21 protein-coding genes are annotated in these 19,298 nt (G+C 33.8%); 12 read left to right on the forward strand and 9 right to left on the reverse strand.

Annotated elements, in window-relative coordinates:
- The 8 genes from raiA to AB1410_11370 are packed head-to-tail and all read left to right on the forward strand — an operon-like array spanning position 1 to position 5,201.
- Entirely contained in the window at positions 1-525 is a 525-nt protein-coding gene (raiA, locus tag AB1410_11335; protein MEW6457291.1) for a ribosome-associated translation inhibitor RaiA, read from the forward strand.
- A gap of 5 nt (positions 526-530) precedes the next feature.
- Entirely contained in the window at positions 531-998 is a 468-nt protein-coding gene (locus tag AB1410_11340; protein ID MEW6457292.1) for a PTS sugar transporter subunit IIA, read from the forward strand.
- On the forward strand, positions 991-1,554 hold the full coding sequence (locus AB1410_11345) for a hypothetical protein (protein MEW6457293.1): 564 nt from the start codon (positions 991-993) through the stop codon (positions 1,552-1,554). The genes AB1410_11340 and AB1410_11345 overlap by 8 nt, the downstream gene beginning before the upstream one ends.
- Positions 1,551-2,420 (forward strand): RNase adapter RapZ, encoded by an 870-nt coding sequence (rapZ, locus tag AB1410_11350; GenBank protein MEW6457294.1) that lies wholly within the window; start codon positions 1,551-1,553, stop codon positions 2,418-2,420. The genes AB1410_11345 and rapZ overlap by 4 nt, the downstream gene beginning before the upstream one ends.
- Positions 2,421-2,422: 2 nt before the next feature.
- Positions 2,423-2,827, forward strand: a complete 405-nt coding sequence (locus tag AB1410_11355; GenBank protein ID MEW6457295.1) for a PTS sugar transporter subunit IIA — start codon at positions 2,423-2,425, stop codon at positions 2,825-2,827.
- Entirely contained in the window at positions 2,824-3,093 is a 270-nt protein-coding gene (locus tag AB1410_11360; GenBank protein MEW6457296.1) for an HPr family phosphocarrier protein, read from the forward strand. The genes AB1410_11355 and AB1410_11360 overlap by 4 nt, the downstream gene beginning before the upstream one ends.
- A gap of 1 nt (position 3,094) precedes the next feature.
- Positions 3,095-4,846, forward strand: coding sequence for a phosphoenolpyruvate--protein phosphotransferase (gene ptsP / locus AB1410_11365; GenBank protein ID MEW6457297.1), 1,752 nt, complete (start codon positions 3,095-3,097; stop codon positions 4,844-4,846).
- Positions 4,839-5,201 (forward strand): cupin domain-containing protein, encoded by a 363-nt coding sequence (locus tag AB1410_11370; GenBank protein MEW6457298.1) that lies wholly within the window; start codon positions 4,839-4,841, stop codon positions 5,199-5,201. Before ptsP ends, AB1410_11370 begins: the two co-directional genes overlap by 8 nt.
- Positions 5,202-5,344: 143 nt before the next feature.
- Here AB1410_11370 and ssb read toward each other — a convergent pair whose 3' ends face one another.
- The 7 genes from ssb to tolQ form a co-directional block, all read right to left on the reverse strand.
- Positions 5,345-5,797 carry a single-stranded DNA-binding protein gene (ssb, locus tag AB1410_11375; GenBank protein ID MEW6457299.1) on the reverse strand — a complete coding sequence of 151 codons (453 nt, stop codon included), beginning with the start codon at positions 5,795-5,797 and terminating at the stop codon, positions 5,345-5,347.
- A gap of 2 nt (positions 5,798-5,799) precedes the next feature.
- Positions 5,800-6,576, reverse strand: coding sequence for a tol-pal system protein YbgF (ybgF, locus tag AB1410_11380; GenBank protein MEW6457300.1), 777 nt, complete (start codon positions 6,574-6,576; stop codon positions 5,800-5,802).
- Positions 6,573-7,130: a peptidoglycan-associated lipoprotein Pal gene (gene pal / locus AB1410_11385; protein MEW6457301.1), complete on the reverse strand. Its 558-nt coding sequence runs from the start codon at positions 7,128-7,130 to the stop codon at positions 6,573-6,575. Before pal ends, ybgF begins: the two co-directional genes overlap by 4 nt.
- A gap of 28 nt (positions 7,131-7,158) precedes the next feature.
- Positions 7,159-8,448, reverse strand: coding sequence for a Tol-Pal system beta propeller repeat protein TolB (gene tolB / locus AB1410_11390; GenBank protein ID MEW6457302.1), 1,290 nt, complete (start codon positions 8,446-8,448; stop codon positions 7,159-7,161).
- Entirely contained in the window at positions 8,445-9,185 is a 741-nt protein-coding gene (locus tag AB1410_11395) for an energy transducer TonB (protein MEW6457303.1), read from the reverse strand. Before AB1410_11395 ends, tolB begins: the two co-directional genes overlap by 4 nt.
- 254 nt (positions 9,186-9,439) lie before the next feature.
- Positions 9,440-9,862 (reverse strand): biopolymer transporter ExbD, encoded by a 423-nt coding sequence (locus AB1410_11400; GenBank protein ID MEW6457304.1) that lies wholly within the window; start codon positions 9,860-9,862, stop codon positions 9,440-9,442.
- Complete coding sequence (tolQ, locus tag AB1410_11405) at positions 9,862-10,527, reverse strand: protein TolQ (GenBank protein MEW6457305.1); 666 nt, start codon at positions 10,525-10,527, stop codon at positions 9,862-9,864. The genes AB1410_11400 and tolQ overlap by 1 nt, the downstream gene beginning before the upstream one ends.
- A 111-nt stretch (positions 10,528-10,638) precedes the next feature.
- Between tolQ and AB1410_11410 the strand changes: the two genes are divergently transcribed.
- Positions 10,639-11,421 carry a hypothetical protein gene (locus tag AB1410_11410; GenBank protein MEW6457306.1) on the forward strand — a complete coding sequence of 261 codons (783 nt, stop codon included), beginning with the start codon at positions 10,639-10,641 and terminating at the stop codon, positions 11,419-11,421.
- 8 nt (positions 11,422-11,429) lie between these two features.
- Positions 11,430-12,758, forward strand: coding sequence for a S8 family peptidase (locus AB1410_11415; protein ID MEW6457307.1), 1,329 nt, complete (start codon positions 11,430-11,432; stop codon positions 12,756-12,758).
- Between the two features lie 3 nt (positions 12,759-12,761).
- Here AB1410_11415 and AB1410_11420 read toward each other — a convergent pair whose 3' ends face one another.
- Together AB1410_11420 and AB1410_11425 are read right to left on the reverse strand one after the other, a co-directional pair.
- On the reverse strand, positions 12,762-13,808 hold the full coding sequence (locus AB1410_11420; protein MEW6457308.1) for an SH3 domain-containing protein: 1,047 nt from the start codon (positions 13,806-13,808) through the stop codon (positions 12,762-12,764).
- Between the two features lie 17 nt (positions 13,809-13,825).
- On the reverse strand, positions 13,826-15,373 hold the full coding sequence (locus AB1410_11425; GenBank protein MEW6457309.1) for a M4 family metallopeptidase: 1,548 nt from the start codon (positions 15,371-15,373) through the stop codon (positions 13,826-13,828).
- Positions 15,374-15,700: 327 nt separating this feature from the next.
- Between AB1410_11425 and recN the strand changes: the two genes are divergently transcribed.
- Positions 15,701-17,383 (forward strand): DNA repair protein RecN, encoded by a 1,683-nt coding sequence (gene recN / locus AB1410_11430; protein MEW6457310.1) that lies wholly within the window; start codon positions 15,701-15,703, stop codon positions 17,381-17,383.
- A 275-nt stretch (positions 17,384-17,658) separates the two neighbouring features.
- The gene (gene miaB, locus AB1410_11435) at positions 17,659-18,972 is read left to right on the forward strand and encodes a tRNA (N6-isopentenyl adenosine(37)-C2)-methylthiotransferase MiaB (protein MEW6457311.1); all 1,314 of its coding nucleotides are present in this window, start codon (positions 17,659-17,661) and stop codon (positions 18,970-18,972) included.
- Positions 18,973-19,298 lie beyond the last annotated feature (326 nt).

Below are 19,298 nucleotides of genomic sequence, written 5' to 3' on the forward strand. Positions count from 1 at the left end.
ATGAAAGTCAATTTCACTGGAAGACAGGTTGAAATAACAGAGGAGTTAAAGAGATATATAGAAAAAAAACTGAAAAAAATTGAAAGAACGGGTGTAAAAATAATCGATGTAGATGTTGTTCTATCCGAAGAGAAATATATGAAAGTAGCAGAAATAAACCTGAAAGGGAATCTTCTGTCATTCAATACAGTTCAGAAATCGAACAACATTAGAAAATCAATCAATCAGGCATTCTCAGCAATACAAAAAAGGATGAAAAGAGAGAAAGAAAAATTTATAGATAAAAAAAGGAGAAGAAGGAAAACAAAAGTTATTGAAGAGAGAGTAATTGAAGAGATTGAAACTCAGAATGTTATAAAAACAAACGATTATTATACAAAACCCATAACCTTGGAGGAGGCTTTAATTTATATTAATTCAAATAAAAAAGATATACTTGTATTCAAAAATTCTTTGAATAATAGATTTTCCGTTCTATATAGAAAAAAAGATGGATCGATCAGTTTAATAGAACCTGATCTATAAATTATATGAGACTCAGCAATCTTTTAAAAAAAGATCTTATAATTACAAATCTGACTCAGAAAGATAGGGAAGGAATTCTTCAAGAGATGATAGGCTTTTTAAAAAAGAAAAAATTAATCTCAGACCACAAAGACCTTTTCAAAAAATTACTGGAACGTGAAAAACAAGTAACAACAGCCATAGCCGATGGGATAGCAATTCCTCATTGTAAATCAAAAGAAATTGAAGAATCCATAATAGTCCTGGGAATATCAAAAGAAGGAGCCAACTTCAATTCTATAAATGGGAAGCCAACTCATATTTTTTTTCTTGTAATCTCTCCTCTTGAACTTTCATCTCATCACCTTCAAATATTAGCCTTGGTAGCTCATATGGCAAAGAAAGGTGAACATTTAAGAGACAGGTTGTTAAAGAAAGAGTCTGAAGAAGAAATTATAAAAGCAATCAGGGAAGAAGAAACAACTCATGAATAAAGAGACGATTAAAAAATGCTCTCAAAACGCTATATCTGGAATACTGATGGATATTCTGGGTATCGGAGTATTAATAATCGGCGAAAGCGGAACTGGAAAAAGTGAAAGTGCATTGGATTTGATATTTAAAGGACATAAACTCATTTCAGATGATCTGGTTGACATTTTCAAATCTAAAAATGGAAACCTCATCGGTAAATCTCCTTCTCTCATTAAAAATCTAATGGAAATAAGAGGGTTGGGAATAATTAACATAAAAAAAATTTTTGGACCATCTTCTGTAGAGAAAAAGAAAAAGATAGACCTTGTTATCAAGCTTGAAAAATGGGAAAAAGAAGAAGACTTTGACAGATTGGGAATAGAAGAATTAACTCATGAAATCATGGGAGTAAATTTTCCCCTGATAAAAATCCCAGTCGCGGTAGGGAGAAATCTATCAATTCTAATTGAAGTTGCGGTTAGAAATTTTATTTTAAAAAGACAGGGATATGACTCGGTACATAAATTAAACAATAAACTAAAAAAGATGCTCCAGGCGAAGGAGAAAACTATTTGATTTTTAAGAAAAATTTTTTAATCATAACCGGACTTTCAGGTTCTGGGAAAACATTGTTCTCAAATTTTTTAGAAGATGCGGGATATTTTTGCGTGGACAATCTTCCGTCAAAACTGATTCCAAAATTTATTGAACTTTATGAAAAGAATGAAACAATCTCATCAGCAGCAATTGTAGCTGATATAAGAGAAAAAGATTTTGTTAAGGACTTTCCAGAAGTTTTTAAAGCCCTGAGAAAATCCAAAAAATATAATATAAAGTTGATTTTTCTGGAAGCAAATGATGATCTTCTAATAAGAAGATTCAAAGAAACAAGAAGACCCCATCCATTATCAGAAAATATCCCTTTAAAGATAGGTGTAAAAAAAGAAAAAGAACTACTAAAAAAAATAAAAGAAATGGCCGATGAAATAATAGATACCTCCAGCTTAACAGTCCCCCAATTGAGAGAGTTTGTAAGGGATAAATTTGGAACAAAAACCGATCAAAAGAAAATGATGATACATTTAATTTCTTTTGGATATAAATGGGGGATACCCTTTGATTCAGATTTAGTTCTGGATGTAAGATTTCTTCCAAACCCTTTCTACAAAGAAAAGCTTAAATATCTATCAGGTAAAAATAAAGAGGTAAAAGACTTTATTCTGTCATCAGAGGATACAAAAAAATACTTGCTTTTGTTAGAGCAGATGCTTGATTTCTTGATCCCTAAGTTCATTTCAGAGGGAAAAAGTTATCTTGCTATATCTTTCGGCTGTACTGGAGGAAAACACCGATCTATCATCATAGCCGAAGAAGTGAAAAAAATTTTAAAAAATAAAGGCCTTTCCAGTAAAATTACCCATCGAGATTTAAATAAAGAGTAAAAATGATAGGCGGAATCATAATAACTCATGGTGAACTTGGGAAGGAACTATTAAATGTTCTCTCTTACATTTTAGGTGAAACACCTCCCATTGAAGCATTGTCTCTTGGATGGTTTGATGATGCGGATAAAGCAAAAAAACAAATAAAAGATTGCATAAAAAGAGTGAACAAAGGAAATGGAGTTATAATTTTCACTGATATGTTTGGAGGAACTCCATCAAACATAAGTTTCAGTTTTTTAAAGGAGAATGAAATTGAGATAATAACCGGAACAAATTTACCAATGCTGATTAAATTTTCTTCAATTCAGAATAGAAAAAATTTAAAAGACGTTGCCGAAGAGATTAGAAACTATGGATTCGATAGTATACAATTAGCTTCATCTCTATTAAATATAAAAAAATGATTGAAAAAACAGTGATACTAAAAAATCGGCTTGGGCTCCACGCAAGAGCTGCTTCACATTTTGTTAAATTAGCCAAAAAATTTAATTCTTCTATTTCAATAATAAAGGATGGAGTAGAAATAAATGGAAAAAGTATTCTCGGAATTTTAACACTTGCAGCAAACAGAGGAGCTGAGCTAATCTTAAAAATAGATGGAAATGATGAAAAGGAAGCCATGAATTCTTTAGAAAATCTAATAGAAAATAAATTTGGAGAAGAAGAATAAAATGCTCAAGCTCAAAGGAGTATCAATTGCTCCAGGTATATCGATTGGAAGAGCATTAATCAAGGAAAAAAATTTATTTTCTTCAACCATGAAGAAAATAAAAAAATCAGATATCAACAATGAGCTGAATAAGTTTGAAGATGCAGTAGAAAAATCGAAACAAGAAATAATCTCAACAAAGAATGATATAGAAGAGAAAATAGGCAAAGAATCAGCTCTTATTTTTGAATCCCATTTGCTTTTAATGGAGGATAAAATCTTTCTTGATGAAGTTAGAAATCTGATCAAAAAAAATAGAATAAGGGCGGATGCAGCTATTTTAAAAACAAGAGATAATTTTAACAAAATATTTGAATCCATAGAGGATAAATATATAAAAGAAAGAGTCCATGATGTATGCGATGTTTTAACCAGAATTTATAAAAATATAAAGAAGGAAGAGGAATTAACACTGGATATAAAAAAAAGACCAAGTTTTATTATTATAACTCATCAAATCCTTCCATCTGAAGTAGCCGAGCTTTTCAATTATGAAAACATCGTTGGACTTGCAGTAGACCATGGAAGCAAAATTTCTCACGCAGTTCTGTTGGCAAGGTCACTGGGAATCCCTGTGGTGATCGATTTGAAGAATTCAATCTCAACGATAAAAAATGATGATCTCGTAATAATAGATGGGATTGAGGGTGAAATTATAATAAATCCTTCGCCTTCCATATCAAAAAAATATGCAGAAAAAATGGAGAGATATAAAGAAAAAAAGAAAGACGAATACAAAATTATTTCCCTTCCTTCAGTAACCCTGGATGGATTTCCATTCTTTCTGTATGCAAACATCGAACTTCCAGAAGAGGTAAAAAGTGCGTTTTCCTATGGAGCAGAAGGAATTGGACTTTTTAGAACAGAATATTTATATTTACACTCAAAAAACCTTCCAACAGAGGAAGAGCAATTTTCAGTTTATTCTAAAATGGCGGAAGAATCGTTTCCAAAACCTTTAGTTATCAGAATTTTAGATGTGGGAGGAGATAAGAAGATTGTTCCAATTAACGAGGAGCCAAATCCTACTCTTGGCTTAAGGTCAATTAGATTACTTTTAAAAAGAAAAGATATACTGAGATCTCAGATTAAAGCAATCATAAGAGCCTCTTATCTTGGAAATGTAAAAATACTAATTCCCATGGTTACCGAATTATCTGAGTTAATTTCATTTAAAGAACTTGTTGAGGAAACAAAAAATAATTTGAAAAAAAGAAACATCCATTTCGATGATAATATTCCTGTAGGAGTGATGATTGAAGTTCCAGCTGCAGCTTATATTTCTGACATTTTAGCAAAAAATTGTGATTTTCTGAGTATTGGCACTAATGATCTTATTCAATACACTCTTGCTATTGATCGAACAAATCAAGAAGTATCTTATCTATACAAACCACTTCATCCTTCAATACTGAGAACTATTCAAAAGGTGGTTGAATCTGCTAAAATAAATCAAAAAGAAATATACGTATGTGGAGAAATGGCTTCCGATTCCCTTTATACATTGACACTGCTCGGACTTGGAATAAATTTTTTCAGCATGAATCCATTCTTTATCCCGAAAATCAAGAAAGTTTTGAGAAGAATCGAAAAAGAGAAGATTACTGAGATTGTTACTGAAGTATTCAGTCTGAGCTCGGCCGAGGAAATTGAAAAATACCTCTACGAAAGCATAGATAAAAAATTTCTAGGAATTTTAAAGCAAAATGAATGATATAGATAAAATAAAAATCGATAAACCGTGGGGTTATGAAATTTTATTTGCTAAAACTGAATTTTATGCAGGCAAGATTTTAAAAATTAATTCAGGAGAACAATTAAGCCTACAGTTCCATGAAAAAAAAGATGAAACTATATATCTTTACGCGGGCAAAATGAAATTCATAGTTGAAGAGGATGGAAAGCTTGTTAAAAAAACATTAGAGAAAGGGATGACTTACAGAATTAAGCCCGGCACAAAGCATAGAATGATTGCTTTAAAAGATTGTGTAGTTTTTGAAGTTTCTACACCTTACCTTAATGATGTTATAAGATTAGAAGATAAATACGGAAGAGAAGATAAATTATAAAAATTAAATCTATTTAATACAAACGCCTTTAATTCTGATGCATTCCTGTCCCCTCACCCCTCCCTCTCCCCTGAGGGGAGAGGATGAAGTGAGGGGGAAAACGATTAAGATGTAACAAATATTAAGGCGTTCGTATTAGTTTCTCAAAAAGGAGGCTCTTCCTCATCAACCGAAGGAATTTCTTCGATGATATCCTCTGTTATTTCCTCAGCTTCTTCATAAGTATCAGGTATTTCAGGAGGTATCTCTTCTTTTCTACCAATTAAAACAATGTTATTAGCCTCAATTGTGGTGGCAGTTCTCTTCATTCCATTCTTATCAGTCCAGGTTCTACTTCTCAATTTTCCCTCAATCAGAACCTGCTTTCCCTTATTGAGATACTTATCAACAAATTCTGCTAAGGGTCCCCATGCATTAATTCTATGCCATTCTGTCCTTCTTTCTTTAGAATTTAAACTTCTATTAAAAAAGACTTCGGAAGTTGCAACGGAAAATGTTGCCACAGGCCTCTGTATCTGAGCAGGATATCGAAGTTCTGGTTTGTGCCCCACATAGCCCAATAGAATAACTTTATTTATACTGTTTACATCTTTCATATCTATTGACCTATCCTTCTCAATTTTTCTTCTGCTAACTTTGCCTCTTCTGAAAATGGAAACTTCGAAATGAGATCCCTGAGAATCTTTTTTCCTTCATCTATTCTCATCAGCTCCAAGAAAGCGTATCCCTTTTTTAAGTACGCACTGGGTATTTTATCAGCTTTTGGATATGTGCTTATTAAAATATCGAATTCTTTTATTGCGTTCTCATGGTCCTTTTGACTGTAATAACATTCGCCAATCCAGTACTGAGCATTATCTGCGTCAGGAGAATCTTTAAATTTTTCTAAATACTGTCTGAAACCTGCTATCGCAAGGGAATAATTTCCTTTAATGTAGTCTGAGTATGCGGTGTAGTAAATCTGCTGAGGTTGAGAATAAACAAATTTCTCTTCTCCGATTTTTCCTTGTTTTTCGGGTGTAACATCTCTAACCTCGGTTTTTTCTTTTTGAACCTCTTCATAAATTCTACTCAGGGTTGATGTTAACTCAGTTATTTTATCATTTAAAGTTGAAATCTTTTGCATTCCCACATCTGAATTTTCTTTAAATTCTAAAACTGATTTCTGCAAAAACTTTAATTGTTCTGACATAGTCTTAACCTGAGTGTAGATTTGTAGAATCTCATTCGCTGTGGAATCAACCTTTTTTTCTAAGATGCTGACCCTTTCTTGAAGCTTCTGGATCTCTTCCATCAAAATCTGATATTCCTTCTTCTTTGCACCTACCATAAAAGGGATGAGGAAAATTAACAGAAGATATACAATTTTTTTCATTTTTCAATTATTAGAAACTGAGCTCTCCTGTTCTTTGCCCAGGCTTCCTCATTGTGTTCGAGATCAAGAGGCTGTGTTTTTCCATAGCTTATTATTTTCATTCTCTCAGGAGAGATACCAAGTGCCACTAAATAATCCCTTGTACTTTTCGCTCTTCTCTCTCCAAGAGCCATGTTGTACTCTTCTGTTCCTCTTTCATCACAGTGTCCTTCGATTAAAATTTTAACCGTTGCAAAACTCTGGAGCCATCTCGAATTTTTCTCGAGCACCGGCTTTGCATCATCCCTGATAAAATATCTGTCGAAATCAAAATGAATCATTTCTAATGGAGATTCTCTGTTAAGTTCTTCTAAAGTTTTCATCCTGAATATCTCTTCCTCTGTTAGTTCTGGCTCTTTAACAACCGGAACTTTTTCAACCTCTTTTTCTTCAATTTTCGGAGCTTCCTCAATTGCCGGTGGTGATGGAGGAGTAACTTCGACTTTCTTTTTACAATAACTCAAAAATAAAATTAGTAAAATTAAAGAAAAAACTACAGCTAAAACTTTTTTCATTTTAACCTCCCATTTATTTTAATAAGAATCATTTTGACCAGTAACCCATCTTATTATTCCCTTCAAAGGTAATCTGCTTTACATTTTGTCCATCATAATCCACAAGGAATATCTGATAAGAACCCGTTCTATTCGAAGAAAATGTTAAATGCCTTCCATCAGGAGACCAAGAAGGGTTTTCATTTCTCCCTGAAAATTCTGTTAATTTAATTATAGTATTATTTCTTATGCTGTACACGTATATATCAAAATTATTTTCTATCCTTGATACAAATGCAATCCTGTCACCATCAGGACTCCATGCTGGCGAGTCATAATAAGAACCCTCGTAAGTTATTCTCCTCACATTTGTTCCTTCTACATCCATAATATAGATTTGAGGCGACCCACTTCTATCAGAAGTGAATGCTATCTCTCTTCCATTAGGAGACCAGCTGGGTGATGTATCAATAGAATTATTAAATGTCAATCTTTTTAAACCAGTCCCATCACTGTTTGCTATATAAATTTCAGTATTTCCCTCCATACTCGAAACGAATGCAATCTTCTTCCCATCAGGAGAAAAATCAGCAGCATAATTTATCCCTTTTGAAAATAAAAGCTCATTTTTTCCCTCGTTCATATTAAATATATAGAGATCTGGGTTTCCCTTTCTATAAGAAGTATATGCAATTCTGATTCTATCAGAGAATATTCTTGGGAGGATATCAATTACTTTATTATAAGTGAGTCTTGTCTGATTTGCTCCATCCCAGTCCATTATATATATTTCTTTATTTCCATCCCTTTCTGAAACAAATACTATCTTTGAATTAAAAATGGGCTTCTCCCCAAAATTTATCATCATTTGATCTGAAAACTTGTGGGCTATTTCTCTTGCATATTTTATCTTTCCCTCGTAATTTCTTCCGAAAATAAAACCCTCGGATTTTACATCCCATACTTTAACACTGAAAATTACTCTATCTTCTACGGCGGATGAAATCTCTCCTGTGATTAAAATATTTGCCTGGATGGATTCCCAATCTTTAAAAAATATTTTTGAAGATCTTACAGGTCTTGTGTATGCGTACATTTCACGGCTTATTGGCTGAAAAACTATTGAAAATTTTAAATCATTCCAGACCGTTTTATATATCAAATCCGCTGCTTCCTTAAGGGATGGATTGTTGGTATTGATTGCAAAATCAGGGATTCCAACTGGGATTAAAGGCAATCCTTCTTTTATCTTTATCACAATCTCCTGCTGAGCCATGAGTGAAATTGGGATTAAAAAAATGACTAAAATTAACAAAAATTTAATTGTCATTCTTGTCATTTTATGTATTCAAACTGAAAGTGAATTCCCAAAAAATTACCGGAGTAATCTTTTGGCAGCGGTGGAAAAGGAATTGAACTTTTTACAGCTCTTAAAGCAGAAAGGTCTAATGATTGGATTCCACTGGGTTCTTCTACTTTCAAATCAGAAATCTGGCCATCTTTTAAAATTTTAAAAAATATAGTGGTTTTAAAATAGCCTGAAACTCCTGGGGAAACGAGAGATTTAAACCAGTTCGATGAGATTTTATCTCTGATAATTTCCACATAGTATGCATAAGGAAAACCAGGGATCCCGAAGCCTTCACCCTCTCCATATCCAGATCCAGAGCCACTCCTAACACCTGAACTTATTCCGGTGGAAAGCTCTCCTTTCGATACATCATATGTAGATATTTGCTCATCTTTTTTAACTTTCTTTTTTCTGTCAGGTTTCTGTATCACAGTTTTTGTTTTTTTCGGCTCTTTTTTTGGCTTTTCAACAGGATATCTTAGAGAACTTTTTGTGGGCTCTTCCTTCTTAACAGTCAACTCTTTCATAGATCCCTCAGGTAATTTCTGAAAAGATGCTCCTCCACCTCCTCCTGTAGAAGACTCTATAAGGCTTACATAATAAACTGGTACAGAAGATTCTGAATGAGATTCACCCGATAACAATACAAAAAAAGCGAATACAGAAAAGTGAAATATAATCGATAAAAGTATCATTCTTGAAAAAATTTTCTTTTCTTTCATCATTTAACTTTTTATATTATATATCAATAAAAGCAAAAATAAAAAATTATTTCATAGTGTGCTGTCCCATAAATATCTTTACAAACAAACAATTTCTCATAAAGCCACTGAAGGGGTATGGGGAAGGTATCTTCCTCCCGAGACCAATGGCTCGGGAGGGGTGCTCAGCGGAGCGTCTAAGGAGATCTTTCTCCCATAGGGAAAGTGTCGTGTCACAAAAGAATAACAAAAGATATTTAAGTGACATGACACTAGGATTATCTCTTAATGATCGGTTCAACCATTATCCCAATAGTTTCTACCCCAGCTTTGTGAATCTTGTCGATAACAGAGACAACATATCCATATGGAACATCTCTGTCAGCTTTTAGAAATAATACTTTTTTTTCTTTAACATAAAAATAATCTTTCAGTCTTTCCTCAAGCAAATCAAAATTCACTTTTACTTTTCCAAGATAAACTTCTCTCTCTTTTGTGATACTTAAAATCAACCTTTCTTCTGCAGGTGAGGTCTTTGTTTCAGCAGCTGGAAGGTTGACCTCAATTCCCGTATGCATCATAGGAGCTGTAATCATAAAAATTATCAATAACACCAGCATGATATCCACAAGGGGAATCACATTAATCTCTGATAATGAAGTAACAAGTTTTGTTCTATCTCCGGATAATTTAATGGCCATTATAAAAATAATTTTTCTGATAGGTTTAGAAATTCCAGGGAAAAATCCTCCATCTCTGTGACAAGACTCTTGATCTGACTTAAAAAATGATTATAGGCTATCACTGCTGGAATAGCAGTGAATAGTCCTGCAGCGGTTGCAATCAAGGCCTCAGCAATTCCAGGAGCAACCGTAGCTAAATTAGCTGATCCCCTTAACCCAATTTCTCTGAATGAATCCATGATTCCCCAGACCGTTCCGAATAGACCTATAAAAGGAGTTACAGAGCCTGCTGTTGCCAAAAAGCCCATCATTTTTTCAAATTTAGAAATCTCACGGTTGGAAGTTTTCAATAAAACCCTTTGTAAGCTCTCTATATTAAATGGATTTTTTCCTCCCGACTCAGGTTTCATCTGGAAATTTAACTCATTATATCCAGCTCTGAAAACAGCTGCCAATGGACTGAATTTAAATCTTTCCGATGCATAATTTATATCAGAAAATTTCTTTCCTTTTCTAAAACTTTCAAGAAAATCCCTTGAGTGAGTCTTTGCTTTTTTTATCTCTCTCCATTTATAAAAGATAATTGCCCAGGACATCACAGAAAAAAACATTAGAATCAGGATTACAATTTTCGCAACTATACCAAGCTCAGAAATGATATTTATTATATTTTCTCCATTCATTTTAACCTACTTTAGTTAACATACCCACATTTTTTAGTCAAGGAATGGTAAAAAATTCTTGACTTAAACGAGCATATGAAATATAGATTCTTATTAAATGAAGGAGGCAAGATGAAAAAAATATTAACAATTTTTTGTCTTTCCATAATTTTCATTTCGCCGTCTATTGCCCAGATCGTTAAAACCACTCCAGCAGAGAAAATCACTGCAGGTTTTGAGTTTACGATTGGAACCACCTTTGAATATTTTATTCAAAAAATAAAATTCAAGGAAAATGAATTTGAAACAACTGTTTCATCTCCTTTAATCTATCTTTCAGCAGGAATAGCTCCATTTGAAAATTTTTACATCCATATAACTGGAGGATATACACCACCTACTTTTAAAGAATCTCCTGAATTTATGGAGCTTCCTTTCTCATTGCAATTTGAAAAAAATAAATTATCTTTTTCAGGAATGAGTTATGGAACAAAACTTGAATACAAAAATTTCTTTGAAACACAAGATTTTGGAATTTCAGCATTTCTTTCCTATCTATACCACTCAAGCTCAAGAAAAGATTGGGAAATTACATCTCTTCCTATTGTTACAGGAAAAGCCACAGGTAAAAATAATTGGAATAAATTTCAAGGTGGAGTAATCATCGATTATTTTTATACGGATAATGTAACTCCATATTTCGGCCTATATGCAAACTATCTTTCAGGGAAAATAGATATGGAAGAAAAAATAGAAGAATTATCAGGCATTCAGACCTTAAATTATAAAGGTAAAAGCATTTTTGGGGTGTTAATAGGAAGTGACTTTGCAGTAAATGAGAATTTTATAATAAAGGGTGAGGTAAGATTCCTTTCTGAAATGACAATTTACCTCAGCCTTAATTATTATTTTTAGGGGGAAAGATGAAGAGAATAAAACTTTTTTTAATATTATTTCTAATAATAGGTTTATTTTTCGGGCTCAAGAATTTTAAAAATAAAGAGACAAATAAAAATGACGTCGAGAAACAAAAATATTTTAAAGTTATGAATGATGGGATGCCATTAAAAACAGGAGATAAGCTATGGTCAGAGAATAGAGTAATCGTGAAATTCAAAAAAGATATATCTGACTTGAACGTCAAAGCTACTTTCCTATCATACCAGCTGAGGGAAATTAGAAGAATTCCAAACACAGATTCATTCATATGTGAGGTAAAGGAAGGATATACAATTGAAGAAGTGATATCGGCTTTAAAATATAATATATATATTGAATATGCAGAACCTGACGGCATAGCCTATGCTTTGACTGAGCCCAATGACCCTTATTTTGACCCTTATCAGTATGCTCTCTATAACTATGGCCAGGACTGGCAGATAGGCGAAGGTAAATCAGGAGCTGATATTAAAGCCTACCTGGCATGGGATAAAGAGAAAGGGAAAGATACTGTTACCATAGCCATCGTTGATACAGGTGTGGATAAAAACCATCCTGACCTTAAGAACAAAATTGTCCCTGGATATAAATATGTAGAGCCTGAAAGTACAGATCCTCAGGATGACCACTGGCATGGAACCCATGTTGCAGGTATTGCAGCTGCTTCCACAAACAACGGAATAGGAATCGCAGGAGTTGCATGGGATTCAAAGATAATGCCGATCAAAGTCTTGGACAAAGAAGGTTCGGGCAGATATTCCTGGATTGCGCTTGGAATTAGATTTGCAGCTGATAGAGGTGCTAAAGTAATAAATTTAAGTCTCGGAGGTTCTCTTCCAAGTCCTACATTAGAGGAAGCGGTAAACTATGCTGTTTCAAAGGGGTCGGTCGTAATCGCAGCATCTGGAAATGAGAGTGCCCCCACACTATATCCAGCAGCTTACAAAAATTGTATCGCAGTTGCTGCCACTGATGATTGGGATGTAAGAACTTCTTGGTCAAATTATGGGCCTGAAGTTGATGTGGCTGCTCCTGGTTATTATATTTTAAGCGCAATTCCTTTATTCCTTGTTTCTGGGAGTGAACCTCCTTACGCCTTTGCCTCAGGTACCTCTATGTCAGCCCCCCATGTTTCAGGGCTTGCTGCTCTAATTCTCTCGAAAAACCCAAAGTTAAAACCCTCAGATATTATGAATATAATTAGATATTCAGCTGATGACATAAACAGCATAAATTTCAGAGGAGTTGACCAATACTTAGGTTATGGAAGAATTAACTCAAAAACTGCAATCTGGCCGATTATTCTAAAATAAATTTTAGAATATAACTTTCAATCCGACGCCACCTCTTGCTCCACCAGCATTAAAAGTTATTTCACTCCCACTCTCAGTCTTAATGCTGGCACTTCCAACTGTGTATTTAGCAATTATGTTTAATGCTACGTTTTCTATGAAAAAAATATCAATAACCACCCCACCGTTAAAACCAAACGGAGAAACGCTGTAGGATTTCATCTCAGAGCTTGAATAAGTCACAGAATCATAGGGATAACTCTGAGACCAGTAGAACTTGTCAACAAGCTCAGTTGATACGTTAAAGTAAGTTCCTCCTGCAAATAAGGAAAAGGAAATCGTACTTTGAGGGTTTAAGCTAAAAATGAAATCAAAATTAATAGCACTTTCAGTATATTTAATACTTTTATTCTCCCAGCTCATATTTCTGTGTTTGTTAAAATAAAAGGGATGGGGTATTCCCGCAGAAAAATCTCCAGAATTTTTGCCAGAAAAAGGTTCATAAGAGACAAAAATACCCAGAGATGGCGTGAACTTAAATCCAGCTCCTGCCTCAAAAATTGCTCCAGGGCTTCCTTCATAAGCTCCTGAAAAAGGGCCGTATTCCTGGTCATGGAAAAACTGCCATTCATCCTTAAATGAAATTGAATTTATGTTGTATCCACCTGTAAAAAACACGAAGAACCCTTTCCGTCCCTCCTTTTTTGCTTCTCTTACTGGAGGTTGAAAAACTGGTTCTTTTACTTCTTCCTTGACTTTCTCTTTTACTTCAGGCTTTTCCTCTTCTAACTTTTCCTCCTCCACTGGAACTGCTAATCTCGCAAAAACATAACCTATTTTCGTTTTATCTTCGGGAAGACAAATTTTATACCAGTCATCAATCCTCTCAAGTAACTGATATACATCGCCACTATGAGCTACCCATAATACTGAATTCTCAACGGAGGGTCCGGATCTTACATTAACATTATCCGTTACAATTCTTATATATTTTTCCTGGGCAATTATTGATAAAGATGCACATAAAATCATCAATGTAAAAAATAAAATAATCGTTTTTATTTTTTTCATTTTTATTTCTCCTTTTCTTAATAAACACCCACAGCTGTCCATACCTGTTCTACTCTCTGTCTTTCAGTACTTGCTGCACCATAAAGATCAACAGATGCCTGAACTGTTGCCCATCTTGCATTGGAAAAATTTGCTGATGGCCATAGGTATTGAACAAATGCCCGGTAGAATATCTTTTCTGCTTTATCCCTTCCAATTCCTGATACAGAAATTCCAGAGGTTCTGTTTGTTCCTCCTTTGGCTAAAAGATAAAAACAATGGTTCGCAATACTTGAATTAATGTGAACACCTCCATTATCAGCTGAGCCTGTATATCTTCTGCTGTAGTGATCAGGGTATTCTCCATAGTACCAGCTTGCTCTCCATGGTTCATCAAAATATCTGAATGCAGAGCCAAAATATACAAACAAATCCTCCCCTTCCCACCAATCAGCCTTTAGCCTTCCATATCCTTCTGACTGATGATAAAACTCTGCACAGACACCCATTATATCTGAAAAAGCTTCGTTCAACGCACCTGGCTCATATTGATAAATTAAATCAGAAGAATAATCTGTAACTCCATGAGTCATTTCATGTACCACAACATCAAGAGCAGAGGAAAAATTCTTATAATAAATTCCATCTCCATCCCCGTATACCATTTCATAGCCATCCCAGAAGGCATTGTTGTATCCGCTTCTGTAATGAACAAAAGAAACCATGGTCATATTATTGTTGTTAATGCTTTTTCTTCCATGGACTTTATAATAATAATCATAAGTCCACCCTGCATAAACATGGGCATCCACAAGAGCACCATCTGTCCATTTATTGTCAGATGTTGTTACCCAGTAACCATAGTAATATCCATGCTTCATGTCATATGTTATTATTCGAGCTGGCCTCAATCTATCATCTGGATAATAAGCATTACTGGTAAAATAAGCACTGAATTTTTTTGAATCATTCCATGTTCCTGTTCCAAGTCCGATATAAGCTTGATCTTGAATATCATTATACTTATTCACTATTTCCCCTGTTTTTGCATCGATGAAATAGACAAATTTCAAGCCAAAATCCTCAAGAATTATTTTAAATGTCAAATAAAACGCTTTCTCTTCTGGAAAAATGACAAGCTCCCCATTGGGTTTTATTCTGTTAGAATTGATGTTAAGGTCATCCTGAGCTATTTTAATTGCCTTAGTTTCATTTATCTTCGGAGTTACGTCGATGTCTATATTCTCATAGTATCTTCCGTTTATAGCGTAAATTTCTCCATCTCTTTTGTGCCTTAGAACCTGAGCTCCCCAGACTTTAATTCCTTTGTAATACTGGTCATATCTTTCGTGAAAAACATTTGTATCAATATCTCTTTCTCTACTCGTTAATCTCAGATTCCCATTTTTTATCTCCTTTTCTACAAACTGAGACAGAGCTGGAAGATTTTCTTCAGTTGAAGAAATCTCTTTTCCAGCTGCCAAGCGAGCTGCCTTTTCCTCCTTTCCTTCTGGAGCAAAAAGGAAATATCCGATAAAAAGTAAAATAAACATCCCCAAAATGACGAATAAAATCTTCTTTCTCATGTCGCCTCCTTTTAATTAAAATTTACTTTTCATTCTTTTATCATAAATTATTCAGTTATTCAAACATTTTTTCCGGGCAGGAAGGGCAGCCTAAAATACTGATTTAAATTAAGAGGTCAACCATCTTCTGAGCGATATATCGACAAGCGTCGTGTCACTTAAATGCCCTTCTTTTATTCTTTTGTGACACGACACTGGCATAGATTTTGATGCGAGGAGATCTGAGCGAAGGGGATGGTTGACCTCTCTATTCCGGTCTGCTCACCCTTCCTGCTCGAATCTTTAAAAGTTGACAGAAGAATCATTTTATTTAAAAATTAGTTGAAAATGCTAAAATTTTTACGAATAAAAAATTTAGCCATAATAGAAGACCTTGAACTTGAACTAGGCAGTGGTTTAAACATTCTTACAGGCGAAACAGGTGCTGGAAAATCGATAATAATAGACGGAATAAAACTAATCTTAGGTGAAAGAGCTGAATCTGACCTTATAAGAACTGGAGAAAAAAAAGCTTTAATAGAGGCAATAATAGATATTGATAAGAACCAGTATATAAAAGCTGAGTTCCCTGAGCTTCCCTGGGAAGAGGAAAATGAAATTATATTAAGACGGGAGATTCACTCTGCAGGCAAGGGAAGGATTACATTCAATGGTTCACCAATACCCCTTTCAATCCTTAAAAAATTTGGAGAAGAAATCCTTGATATATATGGACAGAATGACCACATTTTTTTACTCGATTTAAATTTTCACCTTCAATTTCTTGATTTATATGGGAAAAATTTAAATTTAAAAAATGAAGTCTCAAATTTATGGCATGAACTTAAAAGATTAGAAAAAGAAATGGAATTGATAGAAAAAACTGAAAGAGAAAGAATCCAGAGACTTGATTTTTTAGAATATCAGATTAAAGAAATTGAATCAGCGAACTTAAAGCTTGATGAAGACAAAGAGCTGGGAAGAGAGAGAAATATTTTGGCAAATGCAGAAAAAATATATCAGATCTCTCAAGAAGCAGTAGAATTAAGCTATTCAAGTGAAACTTCCATTATCTCCCAATTGAAATCTTTAAAAAAGAAAATTGGAGAACTTACCCATTATGAAGAAAGATTTTTAGAAGAAATTAAAAACTTAGAAGAAATATCCACAAAATTAGATGAGTTTTCAAGGTTTTTAATAAATTTCAATGAGAAAGTTGAGGTAAATCCAGCAAAATTGGAAAAAATAGAAGAAAGACTACACCAAATAGAGAAGTTGAAGAAAAAATGGGGTTCAACAATAGAAGAAATTCTCAAGTCATTAAAAAATGCAAAAATTGAAAAAGAAAATTTAATGAAATTTGAGGAAAAACAGGATCTTTTAAAAAGAGAAATCGATGATAAAAAAGATATTTATATAAATAAATCTTCTTTGCTTTCAGAAAAAAGGAAAGAAGCTTTAAAAAAATTGGAAGAAGAGGTGGAAAAAGCAATATCATTGCTCGGAATGGAAAAAGCAAAATTTATTGTTAACTTCATCACAAAAGATTTATCTGAAATAAAATCAGGAGAGAACGGACTTGATGAGGTAGAATTTTTTATATCGCCCAATGTAGGAGAAGACCCGAGACCCCTAAGAAAAATAGCTTCTGGAGGTGAATTGTCAAGAATAATGCTTGCGTTAAAATCGCTGGGAAAAGAAATGGAAGAATCAAAAACTTTAATATTTGACGAAATAGATTCAGGTATAGGCGGGAAGGTGGCAGAGATTGTGGGAGAGAGGTTAAAAAAATTAGCAAATTTCAATCAGGTAATCTGTGTTACCCATCTTCCTCAGATTGCATCATTTGCAGAGAATCATTTCAGAATCGAGAAAAAAATTGAAAGAGGAAGAACTCTTACAGAGGTGGAAAAACTGGGCAGAAAAGAAAGAATTAAAGAAATAGCGAGGTTGATGGTTGGAAGCAACATTACAGAGTTATCTCTCAAGAATGCAGAAGAAATGATAAGAAAAAATTCCTCATTCTTATAAAATAAAACTTGGAAAACAAGTAAATAGTTTGCAGTATAATAATTTGTTTAACTTTCTGGCCACCTTTGCTGCCAATAAAATACTAATACAAACGAATTAAATAAATTGACATGTTAAGGGGAGAGGATTAAAGCTTGCCCCGAACTTGATTCGGGGGTGAGGGGTAAAAAAATAGAATGTAACAAATATTTGTGCGTTTGTATTAAGTTAATTTTTCCTAACACAAGACTTTGCATAATGACATTAAAAATGGTAGATAATATAATATTATGAAGATGTTTCATATAAAAACATTTGGATGCCAGATGAATGTTTATGATTCAGAGAAAATCTCAGGAATTCTATGTTCTCTCGGTTTAAGACAGTCAAAAGATGGAGAACTGTCAGACATTTATATCGTCAATACGTGCGCGGTAAGGGAAAAATCCGAAGAAAAATTATTCTCTTATCTGGGAAGGTTAAATGAAATAAAAAAGAAAAAAGACACTATAATTGGAGTGGCTGGATGTGTTGCTCAGGTGGAGAAGGATAAAATATTTAAAAGAGCTCCCTCTGTAGATTTTATAATTGGTCCTGATTCATACAAAGATCTATCCTCAATCATAAAAGATGCAATTAAAAAAAGGGAGAAGATTATCTCGACAAAAAGACATAAAATTTTTCAAGAACTCGATAACATTCTCCCTTTAAGAAAAAATAATTTCTCAGCTTATGTAACAGTGATGGAAGGCTGCAACAAATTCTGTTCTTTCTGTATAGTTCCTTTTGCAAGAGGAAGAGAAAAATGCAGGAAATTCAATGTACTTCTATCAGAAGTAAACAATCTGTCAAAAAATGGCTTCAGAGAAATTACATTCCTCGGACAAAACATAGATTCATACAGAGACCCTGAGACCAATCTTTCTCTAAAAGATTTGTTAGCTGAAGCTAATAATATACAGGAGATTGAATGGATAAGGTTTATCACCTCTCATCCTAAAGATATAACAGAGGAATTTATTTCATCCCTATCAAGGCTTGAAAAAATTACAAAATACATTCATCTTCCTGTCCAGGCAGGTTCTAATCAGGTTTTGGAAAAGATGAAAAGAGGCTATACAAGAGAAGAATTTATAAGAAAAATAGAAATGATAAGAGAAATAATTCCAGATGTATCAATAGGAACAGATGTAATAGTGGGATTCCCTGGTGAATCAGATGATGATTTTTCAAAAACTTTAGAACTCTTAGAAAAAATCAAATTTGATAATTTATTTTCATTTAAATATTCTCCAAGACCTGGAACAGCTGCCTACAAAATGAAATATGATGTGCCAAATTCTGAAAAAATAAAAAGACTGATGGAAGTTCAGAATAAACAGAATGAAATACAACTACAGAAAAACAGACAATTTCTGGGAAAGATTGTAAAAGCTTTTGTGACAGGACTAAGCAAAAAAGATCCTCATGTATTTTCAGGAAGGGATGAGGGAAATAGAGTCATAAATTTAAAAGCAAACGGAAATGTTTTAGGAAAATTTATCAGAGTAAAAATCGAGTCTGTTGGGCCTCACTCTTTAAATGGCTATCTTGAAGAGATTATAGATTAATCTAATACAAACGTATGAATATTTATTACATCCTAGTCAATTCCCTTCACCCCCGAATCAAGTTCGGGGCAAGCTTTAATCCTCTCCCCCCGCAGAGAGAGGGATGGGTGAGGGGAAAGAAATGTATCAGAATTTAATGCATTTGTAGTATTATTTTTCTTCTTTTACCCAGTGTGCTGTCCCATAAATATCTTTACAGACAAAGAAATTCTCATAAAGCACACTGAAGGGGTATGGGGAAGGGAACTTCCTCATGTCTGGGGGGTGCTCAGCGAAGCGTCTAAGGGGGGCTTGCCCCCATAGGGAAAGTGTCGTGTCACAAAAGA

Source organism: Acidobacteriota bacterium (assembly GCA_040756905.1).
Taxonomy (GTDB): Bacteria; Acidobacteriota; Aminicenantia; order JBFLYD01; family JBFLYD01; genus JBFLYD01.

What these genes read in the sequence shown, in the direction of transcription:
- raiA (MEW6457291.1), top strand. Translation starts at nt 1, where the DNA reads ATGAAAGTCAATTTCACTGGAAGACAGGTTGAAATAACAGAGGAGTTA.
- AB1410_11340 (MEW6457292.1), top strand. Translation starts at nt 531, where the DNA reads ATGAGACTCAGCAATCTTTTAAAAAAAGATCTTATAATTACAAATCTG.
- AB1410_11345 (MEW6457293.1), top strand. Translation starts at nt 991, where the DNA reads ATGAATAAAGAGACGATTAAAAAATGCTCTCAAAACGCTATATCTGGA.
- AB1410_11355 (MEW6457295.1), top strand. Translation starts at nt 2,423, where the DNA reads ATGATAGGCGGAATCATAATAACTCATGGTGAACTTGGGAAGGAACTA.
- AB1410_11360 (MEW6457296.1), top strand. Translation starts at nt 2,824, where the DNA reads ATGATTGAAAAAACAGTGATACTAAAAAATCGGCTTGGGCTCCACGCA.
- ptsP (MEW6457297.1), top strand. Translation starts at nt 3,095, where the DNA reads ATGCTCAAGCTCAAAGGAGTATCAATTGCTCCAGGTATATCGATTGGA.
- AB1410_11370 (MEW6457298.1), top strand. Translation starts at nt 4,839, where the DNA reads ATGAATGATATAGATAAAATAAAAATCGATAAACCGTGGGGTTATGAA.
- ssb (MEW6457299.1), bottom strand. Translation starts at nt 5,797, where the DNA reads ATGAAAGATGTAAACAGTATAAATAAAGTTATTCTATTGGGCTATGTG.
- ybgF (MEW6457300.1), bottom strand. Translation starts at nt 6,576, where the DNA reads ATGAAAAAAATTGTATATCTTCTGTTAATTTTCCTCATCCCTTTTATG.
- pal (MEW6457301.1), bottom strand. Translation starts at nt 7,130, where the DNA reads ATGAAAAAAGTTTTAGCTGTAGTTTTTTCTTTAATTTTACTAATTTTA.
- tolB (MEW6457302.1), bottom strand. Translation starts at nt 8,448, where the DNA reads ATGACAAGAATGACAATTAAATTTTTGTTAATTTTAGTCATTTTTTTA.
- AB1410_11395 (MEW6457303.1), bottom strand. Translation starts at nt 9,185, where the DNA reads ATGATGAAAGAAAAGAAAATTTTTTCAAGAATGATACTTTTATCGATT.
- AB1410_11400 (MEW6457304.1), bottom strand. Translation starts at nt 9,862, where the DNA reads ATGGCCATTAAATTATCCGGAGATAGAACAAAACTTGTTACTTCATTA.
- tolQ (MEW6457305.1), bottom strand. Translation starts at nt 10,527, where the DNA reads ATGAATGGAGAAAATATAATAAATATCATTTCTGAGCTTGGTATAGTT.
- AB1410_11410 (MEW6457306.1), top strand. Translation starts at nt 10,639, where the DNA reads ATGAAAAAAATATTAACAATTTTTTGTCTTTCCATAATTTTCATTTCG.
- AB1410_11415 (MEW6457307.1), top strand. Translation starts at nt 11,430, where the DNA reads ATGAAGAGAATAAAACTTTTTTTAATATTATTTCTAATAATAGGTTTA.
- AB1410_11420 (MEW6457308.1), bottom strand. Translation starts at nt 13,808, where the DNA reads ATGAAAAAAATAAAAACGATTATTTTATTTTTTACATTGATGATTTTA.
- AB1410_11425 (MEW6457309.1), bottom strand. Translation starts at nt 15,373, where the DNA reads ATGAGAAAGAAGATTTTATTCGTCATTTTGGGGATGTTTATTTTACTT.
- recN (MEW6457310.1), top strand. Translation starts at nt 15,701, where the DNA reads ATGCTAAAATTTTTACGAATAAAAAATTTAGCCATAATAGAAGACCTT.
- miaB (MEW6457311.1), top strand. Translation starts at nt 17,659, where the DNA reads ATGTTTCATATAAAAACATTTGGATGCCAGATGAATGTTTATGATTCA.